Annotated in this window: 12 protein-coding genes and 1 tRNA gene; 4 read left to right on the forward strand and 9 right to left on the reverse strand. The window is 69.8% G+C overall.

Going from position 1 to position 14407, the window contains the following annotated elements:
* Nucleotides 1-31 precede the first annotated feature (31 nt).
* The 3 genes from BLT19_RS01000 to BLT19_RS01010 form a co-directional block, all read right to left on the reverse strand.
* Nucleotides 32-122, reverse strand: a tRNA-Ser gene (locus tag BLT19_RS01000).
* A gap of 75 nt (nt 123-197) precedes the next feature.
* Nucleotides 198-1880 carry an FAD-dependent oxidoreductase gene (locus BLT19_RS01005; protein WP_157681724.1) on the reverse strand — a complete coding sequence of 561 codons (1683 nt, stop codon included), beginning with the start codon at nt 1878-1880 and terminating at the stop codon, nt 198-200.
* Between the two features lie 97 nt (nt 1881-1977).
* On the reverse strand, nt 1978-2871 hold the full coding sequence (locus tag BLT19_RS01010) for an LLM class F420-dependent oxidoreductase (RefSeq protein WP_231917728.1): 894 nt from the start codon (nt 2869-2871) through the stop codon (nt 1978-1980).
* A 71-nt stretch (nt 2872-2942) separates the two neighbouring features.
* On the opposite strand from BLT19_RS01010, the gene BLT19_RS01015 reads away from it, so the two are divergent.
* The 3 genes from BLT19_RS01015 to radA all read left to right on the forward strand — a co-directional run bounded on the left by BLT19_RS01015 (nt 2943) and on the right by radA (nt 6769).
* Entirely contained in the window at nt 2943-4349 is a 1407-nt protein-coding gene (locus BLT19_RS01015; protein WP_091485096.1) for an MFS transporter, read from the forward strand.
* A 25-nt stretch (nt 4350-4374) separates the two neighbouring features.
* Nucleotides 4375-5325 (forward strand): L-lactate dehydrogenase, encoded by a 951-nt coding sequence (locus tag BLT19_RS01020; protein ID WP_091485098.1) that lies wholly within the window; start codon nt 4375-4377, stop codon nt 5323-5325.
* 76 nt (nt 5326-5401) lie between these two features.
* Nucleotides 5402-6769: a DNA repair protein RadA gene (radA, locus tag BLT19_RS01025; RefSeq protein ID WP_091485101.1), complete on the forward strand. Its 1368-nt coding sequence runs from the start codon at nt 5402-5404 to the stop codon at nt 6767-6769.
* Nucleotides 6770-6789: 20 nt separating this feature from the next.
* Here the strand turns inward: radA and BLT19_RS01030 are convergent, their stop codons facing one another.
* From BLT19_RS01030 to BLT19_RS01055, 6 genes are all read right to left on the reverse strand, one after another.
* Nucleotides 6790-7215 carry a dehydrogenase gene (locus BLT19_RS01030; RefSeq protein ID WP_091485104.1) on the reverse strand — a complete coding sequence of 142 codons (426 nt, stop codon included), beginning with the start codon at nt 7213-7215 and terminating at the stop codon, nt 6790-6792.
* Nucleotides 7216-7283: 68 nt separating this feature from the next.
* Complete coding sequence (locus BLT19_RS01035; RefSeq protein WP_091485106.1) at nt 7284-8000, reverse strand: FadR/GntR family transcriptional regulator; 717 nt, start codon at nt 7998-8000, stop codon at nt 7284-7286.
* 176 nt (nt 8001-8176) lie between these two features.
* Nucleotides 8177-8950, reverse strand: coding sequence for a 3-oxoacyl-ACP reductase (locus tag BLT19_RS01040; protein ID WP_091485108.1), 774 nt, complete (start codon nt 8948-8950; stop codon nt 8177-8179).
* Between the two features lie 202 nt (nt 8951-9152).
* Nucleotides 9153-10514 carry an aldehyde dehydrogenase family protein gene (locus tag BLT19_RS01045; RefSeq protein WP_091485110.1) on the reverse strand — a complete coding sequence of 454 codons (1362 nt, stop codon included), beginning with the start codon at nt 10512-10514 and terminating at the stop codon, nt 9153-9155.
* The gene (locus BLT19_RS01050) at nt 10511-11236 is read right to left on the reverse strand and encodes a gamma-glutamyl-gamma-aminobutyrate hydrolase family protein (protein WP_172825664.1); all 726 of its coding nucleotides are present in this window, start codon (nt 11234-11236) and stop codon (nt 10511-10513) included. The genes BLT19_RS01045 and BLT19_RS01050 overlap by 4 nt, the downstream gene beginning before the upstream one ends.
* A 58-nt stretch (nt 11237-11294) precedes the next feature.
* Nucleotides 11295-12650 (reverse strand): glutamine synthetase family protein, encoded by a 1356-nt coding sequence (locus tag BLT19_RS01055; protein WP_091485115.1) that lies wholly within the window; start codon nt 12648-12650, stop codon nt 11295-11297.
* A gap of 175 nt (nt 12651-12825) precedes the next feature.
* On the opposite strand from BLT19_RS01055, the gene BLT19_RS01060 reads away from it, so the two are divergent.
* A complete protein-coding gene (locus BLT19_RS01060; RefSeq protein WP_091485118.1) occupies nt 12826-14403 on the forward strand; it encodes an amino acid permease in 1578 nt (525 codons plus the stop codon).
* The last annotated feature ends 4 nt before the right edge of the window (nt 14404-14407 follow it).

Genomic DNA, 14407 nt, shown 5'->3' on the forward strand with positions numbered 1-14407 from the left:
CGTTCGTAAACGATGACGCGACTCAGGACACTGGCGGTGACGGTGGGATTTGAACCCACGGTAGGGGGTTACCCTACACAACTTTTCGAGAGTTGCACCTTCGGCCGCTCGGACACGTCACCGTCGAATAGCTTACGACACGCCGCGCGGGCGCGCGAACTCGCCCGCGCTGCGCACACCGGCATCCGTCACGAGCTTCAACCGCCGAGATATCGGTGCACCGCCGAGATCACGACCGATCCCTCCCCGACCGCCGAGGCGACCCTCTTGACCGAACTGCGACGCGTGTCGCCCACTGCGAACAGCCCGGGTACGGAGGACTCCAGTGCACCCGGCACCGCACGCCCGGCCCACGGTTCCGGTGCGTCCTCGTCCGCCTCGGAGGTCCCCGTGAACACGTACCCCCACTGATCGCGCAGTACCTCGGGCGGCAGCCATTCGGTGTGCGGCCGTGCGCCGATCGTGATGAACAGGGCCTCGCACGCCAACGATCTCCGCTCACCAGTGGCGGTGTTCTCGACCTCGATGCTGGCGAGCCGCTCGTCCCGCGCGTCGGCCGAGGCATCCACCACCCGCGTCTCCGGCACGATCTGCACCCCGAGCGCCTCCAGCTGCTCGATGAGGTACGCCGACATGCTCGCCGCCAGGGACGCTCCCCGCACGAGGAGCGAGACCGATGCCGCGTACCTGGCCAGATGCAGCGCGGCCTGCCCGGCCGAATTGCCGCCGCCGACGACGCACACCGACCTGCCCTGCTGAGCCTTGGCCTCGACGGAGGAAGCGCCGTAGAAGACGGATGCCCCGACGAAACGTCGCAGCCCGGGTGCCCGCAATCGGCGATACGAGACACCGCTCGCGAGCACGACCGCGCGAGCGCGGACGAGATCGCCGGGCGCAACCGCAAGCCCGAAGTCGTCACCGATCTCGAGCCCGGTGACGGTGCGCGAGTGGGCGAAGCCCGCACCGAACACCCACGCCTGCTGATACGCGCGACTGGCCAGATCGTCACCGCTGACACCACGAGGGAACCCCAGGTAGTTGCGGATCAGCGAGCTCGACACGGCCTGGCCGCCGAGCGCCGAACCCTCCAGCACGAGTGTCGACAGCCCCTCGGACGCGGCGTAGACCGCGGCCGCGAGACCCGCCGGGCCGGCTCCGACGATCGCGACGTCGACGGTGTCGCTCGGCAGCTCGGTGCTCAGGCCCTGGGAACGGGCGACCTCCGCATCGTCGGGGTCGACGAGCATCCGGCCGTCCACGGTGCGAACCAGAGGCACGCCGCGATAGGCGGTCCCGCTTTCCGATAGCACGCCGACCGCGAGGGCCGACGCGGGATCCGCGACGGTCACCGCCACTCCCTGGTGCGTGAGCATTGCCCGGAGGAGATGCGTCCGCGGCGCGTGCTCCTCGCCGATCACCATCGCGCCGCGGCGACCACCCGCCACCGCGCGCCACTCCCGCAGGAACTCCGTGACCGTCGCGTGGAAGTCCTCGTCGGCTGCCCCGCCCGGCCGCACGACGTAATAGTCGATCTGCAACCGCGACATCAGCTCGAGCACGCGCTCGGCGGTCGCGGCATCCGCCCACGTTCCCCAGCCGAGCAGCAATCCGCGCCGCGCATCCGGGAAGATCCGCCGCGCACGACCGAACACCGTTTCGCCGTCGGCGTCCGGCGACGGGTCGGCCGCGAGGAACAGCGCGAGGGTCCGCGCGTCGGTCGCGAGGCGATCGATCGCATCGCGGACATCGGAACCCGCGGGCACGATGTCGTAGTCGCGGCCGTACCGCCGATGCAGCGCGTCCGCGACCGATCCGGCAGGCGCCGCCTGCACCTCGTCCGCCACCAGGATCACCGGCAGCGTCGTTTCGGACTGAGCCATCGTCCCCACCGCGCGGCGGAGGACCGGCCGCCGCAGCACCGGATTTTACTCGCCGGTCGCAGCGGGCGCCATGGCGTTCAGCCCGCCGATGCGGCGCTCACTGGGCCTGCGCGGCGGCTCCTGCGATCAGGTCCACGACCCGCTCAGGCTCATCGATGCCGACCGAGAAGACGTAGGTCGCGGTGAAGCCCGTGTCGGCGATCTCGCGGACGGTCGCCGCGACCGAGTCGACGGTCGACTCGGGATTCACGCCGATCATGGCGGTCTTCTCGATGTCGTCGTAGTCACGGCCGACGTCCGCGCAGTGGCCGCGCAGCACCTCGAGCTTACGCGCCGACTCGGGCGAGAAGCCGATGTTGCAGGCATCCGCGTACTGGGCGACCATGCGCAGCGTCTTCTTCTCTCCGCTGCCGCCGATCATCAGATACGGATGCGGCTGCGTCAGACTCTGCGGCGCATTCAGCGTGCGCCCGAGCTGCCAGATCGCGCCGTCATACGGCTCCTCGGACTCCGACCACATCTGCAGGCAGATCTGGATCGTCTCCTCGAGCTGGCGGAACCGCTCGGCCACCGGCGGGAACACAAACCCGAGACCGGCCGACTCCTGCTCGTTCCACGCCGCGCCGATGCCGAGCCCGACACGGCCGCCGGAGAGGACGTTCAACGTCGTGACCTGCTTCGCGAGCAGCGCCGGCTCACGGTAGATGACCCCGGTCACGAGCGTGTGCAGCAATGCCTTCTCAGTGTGCGCCGCGATGAACCCGAGCGTCGCGTACGCCTCGAGCATCTCGTGGCTCTCCGGACCGATGCCCGGCAGCTGCCAGAAATGGTCCATCACCGTGATGCGCTGGATGCCGGCGGCCTCCGCATTGCGGACGTGCGCGGCGAGGGCCGGCCCGAGCTGGGTGGGTCCGGTGCGCCAGGTGAAGTCGGCGACGTGCAGTCCGAAGTCCATGCGGATGCCCTCCATGAGAATGATCGGATGCGACATCCGATCATTCCCTCAGGCTACGACCGCCGCGACCCCGCCCGGGCCGCCCGGCACAGGACTAGGTTGGCGGAGTGAGCCTCACCCTCGAGCCCCAGCAGCGCCTGGTCGTGGCGATCGCCGCGCTCGCCTCCTTCGTGGCCTTCCTCGACGGGACGGTCGTCAACGTCGCCCTCCCCGCCATCAGCGAGGAGCTCGGCGGCGGCCTGGTCACCCAGCAGTGGGTGGTCGACGCGTACCTGATCACCCTCAGTGCCCTGATCCTGCTGGCCGGCTCGGTCAGCGACGCCTACGGGCGCATCCTGGTGATGCGCATCGGCCTCATCGGCTTCGGCATCGCATCGCTCGCGATCGCCCTCGCCCCGACCCCGCTGATCCTCATCATCGGTCGCGCGCTGCAAGGCGCCGCGGGCGCGTTCCTCGTACCGAGTTCGCTCGCACTGATCACCTCGACGATCCGCGGACCGCGCCAGGGCAAGGCGATCGGCATGTGGACCGCGCTGACGACGACCGCGATGCTGGTCGGACCGGTCCTGGGCGGACTCTTCGTCGACTTCCTGTCGTGGCGCTACGTCTTCGTGATCAACGTGATCCCGATCGCCATCACCCTCTGGCTGCTGACACGCCTCACCGCCCACGACGACCGCAAGCCACACGTCCACATCGACTGGCTGGGCGGCGCGATGTGCACGTTCGGGCTCGGCGCGGCCGTCTACGCGCTGATCGAGCAGCCCAACTTCGGGTGGTTCTCGCCCGCCATCTGGATTCCGCTCGTCGCCGGCATCCTCCTGTTCGTGGGGTTCATCATCCGTCAGCGCACCGTCCACGACCCCGTCCTGCCGCTGGGCCTCTTCAAGATCCGCAACTTCTGGACCGGCAATGTCGCCACCTTCTTCATCTACGCCGCGCTGTCGCTCAACGGCTTCGTCGTCGCGGTGTATCTGCAGCAGGGCGCCGGGCTGCCGGCGACGCTGGCCGGCCTGGCGAGCATTCCGGTGACGATCCTGATGGTGCTGCTGAGCTCGCGGATGGGCGCGCTCGCGGGCAAATGGGGTCCGCGGCTGTTCATGACGATCGGGCCGATCGTGATGGGAATCGGGGCGCTGCTGCTGCTGAGCGTGCAGGACGACTTCAACTACTGGCTGCAGGTCCTGCCGAGCATGATCGTCTTCGGACTCGGCCTGGCGACGACCGTGTCACCCCTGACCACCGCGATCCTCGGCGCGGTCGACACGAGCCGGTCGGGCATCGCCTCCGCGGTCAACAACGCGGTCTCCCGTGTCGCCGGACTCCTGGTCATCGCGATGCTCGCGGCGATCCTCGGCGGCGCGCTGGACCTGGCCGGCTTCCACCGTGCGGCGATCTTCACCGCGGGGCTGCTCGCGCTGGGTGGTGTGGTCTCCTTCCTCGGGATTCGCAACCGGATGCCGCAGCCCGACGACGCCGCGACATCCGAGGCGCCGGCGGCCCCGGCATCCTGATCGGCGTGGCTGACAGACTGAGTCCATGGCTGTCATCGAGAACTCGAAACTCACCGTCGTCGGCGCGGGAAGCGTCGGCTCGAGCGCCGCGTACGCGGCGCTGATCCGCGGATCTGCCCGCCACGTCGCGCTGTACGACATCGCGACCGCGAAGGTCGAAGCCGAGGTGCTCGACCTCGCCCACGGCACGCAGTTCACCGGGTCGAGCGACATCATCGGCGGCAGCGACATCTCCGTGGTGGAGGGCTCGCACGTCGTCGTCATCACCGCAGGCGCGAAGCAGAATCCGGGGCAGAGCCGGATCGAGCTGGCCGGGGTGAACGCGGGCATCCTGAAGACGATGCTGCCTCAGCTGCTCGAGGTCGCCCCTGACGCCGTCTACGTCATCGTCACCAACCCCTGCGACGTGCTGACGGTCCTCGCGCAGGAGGAGACCGGGCTGCCGCCCGAGCGCATCTTCGCCTCCGGAACCGTGCTGGACACCTCCCGCCTGCGCTGGAAGCTCGGCGAGCGCGCGGGCGTGTCGACCTCGAGCGTGCACGCCTACATCGTGGGCGAGCACGGCGACACGGAGTTCCCGCTGTGGTCGCGCGCGACGATCGGCACCGTGCCGATCCTGGACTGGGAGACGCCGGGCCACCCGCCGATGTCGCAGGACGAACTGGATTCCATCGCGATCGACGTGCGCGACGCTGCATACAAGGTGATTCAGGGCAAGGGCGCGACCAACTACGCGATCGGGCTCTCCAGCGCACGGATCGTCGAGGCGATCCTGGGCGACGAGCACGCCGTGATGCCGGTGAGCACGGTGTTGCGCGACTTCCACGGGCTCGACGGCGTCGCGTTGTCGGTGCCCTCGATCGTGAGCGCGGCAGGTGCCGTCCCGATCCGCGAGACGAGCTTCTCGGGTGACGAGCTGGAACTGCTGCACCGCTCGGCCGCGGCACTGCGCGAGGTCGCCGACTCGCTGCGCTGAGACGTCGTCAGCGCGCGGACTCGCAGAGCCGGATGTCGGCACGGCTGATGTCGCACGTCGCGGTTAGCCTGAACGCATGGCCACCCGACGACCGAGCACGACCGCGCCGTTCCGGTGCACCGAATGCGGGTGGACGACCCTGAAGTGGGCGGGGCGCTGCGGCGCGTGCCAGCAGTGGGGCACCGTCGTCGAGGCCGCCGAGCAGACCGGCATCCTGCGTGCGATCTCCCCGGTGCAGCCGACCTCCGACCGGGTCGCGCGGCCGATCACCGAGCTGACGACGGCCGATGCACCGCGCCGCACCACCGGCGTCGGGGAGTTCGACCGGGTGCTCGGCGGCGGCATCGTCCCCGGCGCTGCGATCCTGCTCTCCGGCGAGCCCGGCGTCGGCAAGTCGACCCTGCTGCTGGAGGTCGCGGCATCCAGTGCGAAGGTCGGGCGCCGCGTGCTGTATGCCAGCGCCGAGGAGTCGACCGCGCAGGTCCGGCTGCGCGCGGAGCGCACCGGCGCGCTGCATGACGAGCTGTATCTGGCAGCCGAGACAGACCTCGCCACGATCCTCGGGCACATCGACCAGGTGAAGCCCGAGCTGGTCATCGTCGACTCCGTGCAGACCGTGTCATCGTCCCTCTCGGAGGGGATGGCCGGGCATCCGAGTCAGGTGCGGGAGGTGGCATCCACACTCATCCGCATCGCGAAGGACCGCGGCATCCCCGTCATCCTCGTGGGTCACGTCACGAAGGACGGCTCGATCGCCGGCCCGCGCATCCTCGAGCACCTCGTCGACGTGGTGTGCCACTTCGAAGGCGACCGGCAGACCTCGCTGCGCTTCGTGCGCGCGCTCAAGAACCGCTTCGGCCCGACGGACGAAGTCGGATGCTTCGACATGACCGGCTCCGGCATCACCGAGGTGCCCGATCCCAGCCAGCTGTTCCTCGGGCACGGCAGCAAGGAGCCGGGGACGTGTGTGGCCATCGCGCTGGAGGGCCGTCGGGCCATGCCCGTCGAGGTCCAGGCGCTCACGATCGCGACCAAGGCCCCGAACCCGCGACGGATCGTGAACGGGGTCGACTCGGCGCGCGTGGCGATGGTGCTCGCGGTGCTCGAGAAGCGCTGCAAGGTCGTCACGTCCGACCACGACGTGTACGTGTCGACCGTCGGCGGCGTGCGGTTCACCGAGCCGGCGGCCGACCTGGCGATCGCGCTGGCCGTCGCTGGATCGGTGCGCAACTTCTCCATGCCGAAGGGTTTCGCCGCGATCGGAGAGCTCAGCCTGGCCGGTGAGATCCGGCCGGTGACGCAGACGCCGCAACGACGGAGCGAGGCCGCGCGGCTCGGCTACCACCAGCTGATCGACGACCGGTCGCAGACCCTCAGCGGCGCGCTGACCGACGTCAAGACGCGAGCCCGGCCGGGGCCCGGCGAGGACGTTCCGGAGTTCTAGCGTCTCGGGTGCGACGGTTCTCAGGCGTCCAGCGCGGCGATCACGTCGGCCGGCGTGGACTGCATCGGATGCGGTCCCGCGATGTCGAAGAACACCGTCGTGATCTCGTCCGCGTGCGCCGAGAGGAATGCGCGCAGGGCGGTGGGCGACTGGAGCGCGACCGCGGGCGGCAGCGTCTCGGGCTTGTGCGCGGCGTCGCTGAAGAGCAGGAGGGCGACGTCGCCGGTGCGCGGGTCGCGGTAGGTCCAGACCTCGCCGACATCGAGGGGGTTGTCGCGATCGCCCGGCGCGACGAGCGGGACGACGGTCGGGCCGTGCCGCAGGGCGAACGCGACCGCGGCGATGTCCTGGGTCTGCAGGGCGTCGGTGAGCCCGGTGTTGCGGAACTCCAGGGGCTCGGAGTTCTTGCCGCCCTTGCGCTTCGCCCGCTTCTTGCCCGATGCCATCCCTCCAGCGTAAACGGCCGGGCGCTCGAGCCCGTCAGGCCAGGAAGCCGCGCGGGCGCTCGAGCCCGTCAGGCCAGGAAGCCGCGCAGGAGCGCCTCCGAGCCGGCGAGGTGTTCGAGGATCGCCCCCTCCGCAGCATCCGCTCGTCCCGCCAGGATCGCCGTCACGATCCGCTCGTGCTGCGCGTTCGAGTGCTCGATGTTCCGCGGCAGGAGCGGGAAGGTGTCCAGCCACGCGTTCACCCGGGCGCGGTTCTCGGCCGCGAGGGCGACGAGCGAGGGGATGCCGGCCACCTCGGCGATCGTCAGATGCAGCAGTGTGTCGAGCCGGCGGTACTCGGCTTCGCTCGCCGCCGAGGCCGCCTCGTGTCGCGCCCACAGGTCGTCGCGCACCTCGGGGGCGAGGGTTCGGCCGGCGGCCGCGCGAGCGGCGCCGGCTTCAAGGACGCGCCGGAGACCGAGGACGTCTTCCAGTTCCTCGGCGGGAACGATCCCGAGTTCGGGGGGCTGCGGAAGCGGATCCGCGACGAACGTGCCGCCGTACCTGCCACGCCGCCGGACGAGGTAGCCGGTGTCGGCGAGCTCACGGATCGCCTCGCGCACCGTGTCGCGGCTCACGGCGTACCGGGCGGCGAGATCGCGCTCGGCCGGCAGTGACTCCCCCGGCGCGACGACGCCGAGCCGGACGGTCTGGACCAGACGCGCGACGGTGTCCTCGAGGGCGTTGCCCTCGCGGACCGGGCGGTAGACCGCCCGGCGGACCTCGTGCAGCGGCGCCTCGGTCACGCGCCGACTCCCGCCGCGCCAGCGGGGGGAGTCGGCGCGGCCGCGCGCGGCTGGAACCCCGTCCTTGCGGTGTGCCGTGTCATAACTCCTCCTGAGCTGTGCGCACCGAGGCCGACACGCCGGGAATCCCGCCTTGAAGGGCCGCTGCGAGGAGGAGTTATGACACGCATCGGGTCTCAGAGCGGCGTGACGTAGGCGTTCGTGATGCCGCCGTCCACGACGAAGGCGGTCGCGGTGACGAACGACGCGTCGTCGGAGGCGAGGAAGGCGACGGCCGCGGCGAGTTCGTCGGGCTCGGCGAACCGGCCCATCGGCACGTGCACCAGCCGGCGCTGCGCGCGCTCGGGGTCTTTGGCGAACAGCTCCTGCAGGAGCGGCGTGTTGACCGGTCCAGGGCAGAGAGCGTTGACCCGGATCCCCTGGCGCCCGAACTGGACGCCGAGCTCGCGGGTCATCGCCAGAACCCCACCCTTGGAGGCCGTGTACGAGATCTGCGACGTCGCCGATCCGAGCAGGGCGACGAACGACGCCGTGTTGATGATGGACCCCCGGCCGGCCGGCACCATGTGCCGCAGTGCCGCGCGCGAGCAGAGGTAGACGCTCTTGAGGTTGACGTCCTGCACGCGATCCCAGGCCGGAAGCTCGGTCGTCTCGATCGAGTCGTCGTCGGCCGGTGAGATGCCCGCGTTGTTGAAGGCGATGTCCAGTCGGCCGAACTCGGCGGCGACCCCGTCGAAGACCTCGTTGACGAGTGCCTCGTCGGCGACATCGAGCCGGCGGAAGACGCCGCCCACCTCGGATGCCGCGGTCTCACCGGTGACCGGATCGAGGTCGGCGATCACGACGAACGCACCCTCGGCCGCGAAGCGGCGAGCGGTGGCCAGTCCGATGCCCGAGGCGCCGCCGGTGATGATCGCCACCCGGTCCTTCAGTCGCTGTGTCAGGTCCATGGCATTCCTCCGGTGCGTGTGCGGGTGTCCAGCGCGCGAGACTTCGCGGATGTCCGTTTTCGAGCTTGAGATCGTGACATTTGCGAAGTCTCGCGGGGAAGGGCGAGCGGATGCCGCGTCACGACGCGTCCGTCGCGGGAGAGGTCGAGCGGGTGCCGCGTCACGACGCGACTCTCGCGGGAAAGGGCGAGCGGATGCCGCGTCACGACGCGTCCGTCGCGAAGAAGACGTTCTTCGTCTCGGTGAAATGCTCGGCGGCGTCGGGGCCGAGCTCCCGACCCAGGCCCGAGGCCTTCATCCCGCCGAACGGCGTCCAGTACCGCACCGACGAGTGCGAGTTGACCGACAGCACGCCGCTCTTGACGCCCCGCGCGACGCGGACTGCCCGACCGAGGTTCTCGGTCCAGATCGAGCCGGCCAGGCCGTAGATCGTGTCGTTCGCGAGCCGGATGCCGTCGGCCTCATCGTCGAACGGCAGCACCGCGACGACGGGTCCGAAGACCTCCTCCTGCGCGATCCGGTCGCCGGGCTCGGCGAGCACGACGGTCGGCGCGAACCAGAATCCGTCCCCGTCAGGCGCGGAGCCGCGGAACGCCACGTTCGCCCCGTCGAGGAACCCCCCGACCGTATCGCGGTGCGCGGCCGAGATGAGCGGGCCCATGTCGGTGTCCTCCTTCGCCGGGTCGCCCACCCGCCACGCGGCGACGGCGGGCTCGAGCAGCTCGAGGAACCGGTCGTACACCGACCGCTGCACGAGAATCCGGCTGCGTGCGCAGCAGTCCTGGCCGGCGTTGTCGAACACGGCGCCGGGCGCGGCGGCCGCCGCCTTCTCGAGGTCGGCGTCGTCGAAGATCACGTTGGCGCTCTTGCCGCCGAGTTCGAGGGTGACGGGCTTGAGCGCGCGGGCGCAGCCGGCCGCGACATCCGTCCCCACCGCCGTCGACCCGGTGAAGACGACTTTGCGGACGTCGGGATGCGAGACGAACCGTTGTCCGACGACGGATCCCGACCCGGTCACGACCTGGAACAGCCCATCGGGCAGTCCCGCCTCCATTGCCAGCTGCCCGAGCCGGACGCCGGTCAGCGGCGTCAGCTCGGCGGGCTTGATGATCACCGCATTGCCCGCGGCGAGCGCCGGCGCGAAGCCCCACGATGCGATCGTCATCGGGAAGTTCCACGGCACGATGATCCCGACGACGCCGTACGGCTCGTGGAAGGTCACGTCGAGTCCGCCGGCGACCGGGATCTGCTGCCCCGAGAGCCGCTCGGGCGCGCCCGCGGAGAAGTTCAGGACCTGCGCGACGTGCGAGGCCTCCCAGCGGGCGGAGCCGATCGGATGCCCTGAATTGAGCACCTCGAGCTGTGCGAGCTCCTCGACGTGCGCTTCCACGACGCGCGCGAATGAGCGCAGCGCATCGGCCCGGGCGACCGGGGCGAGCGCGGCCCACGACCGCTGCGCCGACACCGCCCGTGCGATCGCGTCGTCGACCTCGTCGATCGACGCGCGGGAGACCTCGCGGATGGCCGCGCCGGTCGCCGGGTTGATGACGGTGAACGAGGTCACGCGTTCACCCCCGAACGCTCGCCGGCGTAGATGGAGGCTTCGGCCACCAGCCCGGCGAACAGCCGCCGGTCGGCGGAGTTCTCTTCGGGGTGCCACTGGACGCCGACGACATACCCGTCACCGGTCGACTCGAACGCCTGCACGAGTCCGTCATCGGTCCGCGCGGTCGCGACCAGGCCATCGCCGAGCTGGTCCACGCCCTGATGGTGGTAGCTGTGCACGCCGAAGTCGCCGTCGCCGAGCATCGCGGAAAGGCTCGTCCCCGGCTGCACCGCGACGGTGTTCTCGGCGAAGACACCGCCGCCGACGCGATACCGCTCGGTGCCGAGCACCTCGGGAAGGTGCTGATGCAGCGTGCCGCCGCGGGCGACGTTCACCAGCTGCAGACCCCTGCAGATCGCCAGGACGGGCATCCGTCGCTCTTCCGCTCCGCGGAACAGCGCGAGCTCCCACGCGTCGCGGTCGGGGCGGGCTGGGTCGGTGAGCGGATGCCGCGGAGCCCCGTACAGCTCGGGCTGCACGTCGAGCCCGCCGGTGAGGATCAACCCGTCGAGCCCGTCGAGGACCGCGGATGCGGCATCCGACGAGGCCGGCTGCGGCGGCAGCAGCACGGCGATGCCGCCGGAGGCCGTCACCGCGTCGAAGTACTGCTGCGGGAGGAACGCGGCGCGGACGTCCCACACACCCTGCTTGGCCTGTTCGAGGTAGGTCGTGAGGCCGATGACCGGATGCCGGCGGTGCGACCCTTCGACGAGCTCGGGGACGGGACCTGTCGACGCCTCAGAGTCGTTCGAAACCACGGATGCGCTCCCAATCGGTGACGGCGGCGTCGTAGGCTTCGACCTCGATCCGCGCCTGGTTCAGATAGTGCTCGACCATCTCGTCGCCGAAGGCGGCGCGGGCGATGCTCGACTCGCCGAAGAGTCGCGCGGCCTCGCGCAGCGTCGTCGGGAGGTGCTCGACGTCGGACGAGTACGCGTTCCCGGCCAGCGGCTCGGGCATCGGCAGCTCGTTCTCCACGCCGTACAGGCCGCCGGCGATGATCGCCGCGGTCGCCAGATACGGGTTCACGTCGCCACCCGGCACGCGGTTCTCCGGCCGGAGCGACTGGCCGCGGCCGATCACCCGGAGCGCGCACGTGCGGTTGTCCAGGCCCCAGGCGACGCCGGTCGGGGCGAAGGAACCCTTCGCGTACCGCTTGTACGAGTTGATGGTGGGCGCATACAGCAGCGTGAATTCGCGCAGCGTGGTGAGGATGCCGGCGATCCAGTGCTCCATGAAGGGGCTGAACCCGTAGGCGCCGTCACCGGCCATCACCGGCTCGCCGTCCTTCGAGCGCACCGACAGATGGATGTGGCAGCTGTTGCCCTCGCGCTCGTTGAACTTCGCCATGAAGCTGAGCGACTTGCCGTGATTCTCGGCGATCGCCTTCGCGCCGCTCTTGTAGATGGTGTGCTGGTCGGCGGTCTCGAGCACCTCGGCGTAGCGGAACGCGATCTCCTGCTGGCCGAGGTTGCACTCGCCCTTCACGCCCTCGCAGTACATGCCGGCTGCGTCCATCGAGAGGCGGATGTCGCGCAGCAGCGGCTCCAGCCGGCCCGAGGCCAGCAGGTCGTAATCGACGTTGTAGTCGGTGGACGGGGTCAGGTCGCGATAGCCCTTGGCCCAGGCATCCCGGTACGTGTCATCGAAGACGAGGAACTCCAGCTCGGTCCCGGAATAGGCGACCAGGTCGCGCTCGGCCAGCCGGTCGCGCTGGTGCTGCAGGATCGCGCGCGGCGACTGGGCGACCCGCTCGCCGCTCTCCCAGGCGAGATCGGCGATCACGAGGGCGGAGCCCGGAAGCCACGGGATCCGACGGAGGGTCGAGGGGTCCGAGACGAGCATCATGTCGCCGTACCCGTTCTCCCAGCTGGACATCGTGTAGCCGTCGACCGTGTTCATGTCGACGTCGACCGAGAGGAGGTAGTTGCAGGCTTCGGCGCCGTGCGGCAGCACCTCTTCCTGGAACAGCCGCGCCGAGACGCGCTTGCCGACGAGGCGACCCTGCGCATCGGCGAACGCCACCACGACGGTGTCGATCTCGCCGGCCGCGATGGCCACCTCGAGTTCCGAGACGCTGAGGTTTCCCGGCATCCGGCACCTTCTTTCGCATTGCGCAGAGCGCGTCGAGAGCGCGGGTCGGTCGGCCCGCGCTCCGGTCCACTGTAACGAGAATGTTCGCTCCAAAGGTAGACACAGCCCACCTTTAGCCAGCACAATCATGCGCAAGGCGCAGCCCCCGCGCCGCACCCGAGCGCACGGAGGATCGATGTCTCAAGCGAGCAACAGCACCTCGAGAAGTGAGTCCGCGAAGGTCGCGGGAGCGACCTATACACGAGCCGGAGACGGCTACTTCGAGAAGCGCACCCTGAAGCGCTCCGCCGGCGTCTGGGGGCTGTGGGGCCTCGCCGTCGCCGCCGTCATCTCGGGCGACTTCTCCGGCTGGAACTTCGGCATCGACTTCGCCGGGTTCGGTGGCATGCTGATCGCCTTCGTGATCCTGGTCGCGATGTACTACGGCATGATCTTCTCGATCGGCGAGATGGCGGCAGCCATGCCGCACACCGGCGGCGCGTATTCGTTCGCACGGTCCGCGATGGGACCGTGGGGCGGCCTCATCACCGGCGCCGCCGAGACCATCGAGTATGTGGCGACGACCGCGGTGATCGTCTACTTCTCCGCTTCCTACGCCAACGCGATCACGAGCGAACTGCTCGGATTCGACCTGTCGCCGAGCGGGGCGAACATGATGTGGGTCTGGTACGTCGTGCTGTACCTGGCCTTCGTGCTACTGAACGCGTCGGGCGCGTCGATCTCGTTCACGTTCGCGATCGTCGTCTCGATCATCTCGATCGGCATCATCGTGGTCTTCTCGGTGATGGCCGTCGCCTCCGGCGCGTTCCAGTGGGGCAACCTGTGGGACATCGTCCCCGATCCCGGCCAGACCGAGTTCCTGCCGCACGGCGTGCTGCCGATCCTGTTCGCCCTGCCGTTCGCGATGTGGTTCTTCCTCGGCATCGAAGAGCTCCCGCTCGCGGCAGAGGAGTCGCACAACCCCGTCCGCGACATCCCCAAGGCGGGCTTCTGGGCCCGCGGCACGCTGATCGTCACCGGCCTGCTGGTGCTGTTCCTGAACACCGGCGTCATCGGCGCGGAGGCGACCGGCGTGGCGGGCGAGCCGCTGCTGGACGGCTTCCGCGCGATCGTCGGCGACGAGGTCGCCGCGGTCCTGGCTCTGCTCGCCCTCGTCGGCCTGCTGGCATCCCTGCAGGGCATCATGTTCGCCTACGGCCGCAACATGTACTCGCTCTCCCGCGCGGGGTACTACCCGCGGTTCCTCTCGCTCACCGGCAAGCGCCAGACTCCGTGGGTCGCGCTGCTGGTCGGCGCGGTCATCGGGTTCGTCGCACTGGTCGTGCTGGACCTGCTCGCCGCCGTCAACGAGGGCGCCGGGGCGGTCGCCGGTGCGATCGTGCTGAACATCGCGGTGTGGGGCGCGGTGCTGGCCTACCTGCTGCAGATGGTCTCGTTCATCATCCTGCGCCGGAAGTTCCCGAACGCATCGCGGCCGTACCGCAGCCCGTGGGGCATCCCGGGAGCCGTGATCGCAGCGGCGATCTCCGCGCTGATCTTCGTCGGGTTCCTGCTGAACCCGACCTTCCTGCCGGCGATCATCGCGATCGGCATCGTCTACGTCGTGATCCTCATCGGCTTCGCGCTGTTCTTCCGTCACCGGCTCGTGCTCTCGCCCGAAGAGGAGTACGCCCTCTCCGGCGGAACCCACGGCGACCCGCAGGCCGAAGGGTACGACGCGATGGAGACCGAGGTGTTCGGCGACACCAGATAGCGCT

The organism is Microbacterium pygmaeum (assembly GCF_900100885.1).
In the GTDB taxonomy this organism is placed as follows: domain Bacteria; phylum Actinomycetota; class Actinomycetes; order Actinomycetales; family Microbacteriaceae; genus Microbacterium; species Microbacterium pygmaeum.

Excerpts from the sequence above, each read along its gene's own strand:
- BLT19_RS01030 (WP_091485104.1), bottom strand. The coding sequence starts at position 7,215 with ATGGCATCGGGCAAGAAGCGGGCGAAGCGCAAGGGCGGCAAGAACTCC.
- BLT19_RS01060 (WP_091485118.1), top strand. The coding sequence starts at position 12,826 with ATGTCTCAAGCGAGCAACAGCACCTCGAGAAGTGAGTCCGCGAAGGTC.
- radA (WP_091485101.1), top strand. The coding sequence starts at position 5,402 with ATGGCCACCCGACGACCGAGCACGACCGCGCCGTTCCGGTGCACCGAA.
- BLT19_RS01005 (WP_157681724.1), bottom strand. The coding sequence starts at position 1,880 with ATGGCTCAGTCCGAAACGACGCTGCCGGTGATCCTGGTGGCGGACGAG.
- BLT19_RS01010 (WP_231917728.1), bottom strand. The coding sequence starts at position 2,871 with ATGTCGCATCCGATCATTCTCATGGAGGGCATCCGCATGGACTTCGGA.
- BLT19_RS01020 (WP_091485098.1), top strand. The coding sequence starts at position 4,375 with ATGGCTGTCATCGAGAACTCGAAACTCACCGTCGTCGGCGCGGGAAGC.
- BLT19_RS01040 (WP_091485108.1), bottom strand. The coding sequence starts at position 8,950 with ATGGACCTGACACAGCGACTGAAGGACCGGGTGGCGATCATCACCGGC.
- BLT19_RS01055 (WP_091485115.1), bottom strand. The coding sequence starts at position 12,650 with ATGCCGGGAAACCTCAGCGTCTCGGAACTCGAGGTGGCCATCGCGGCC.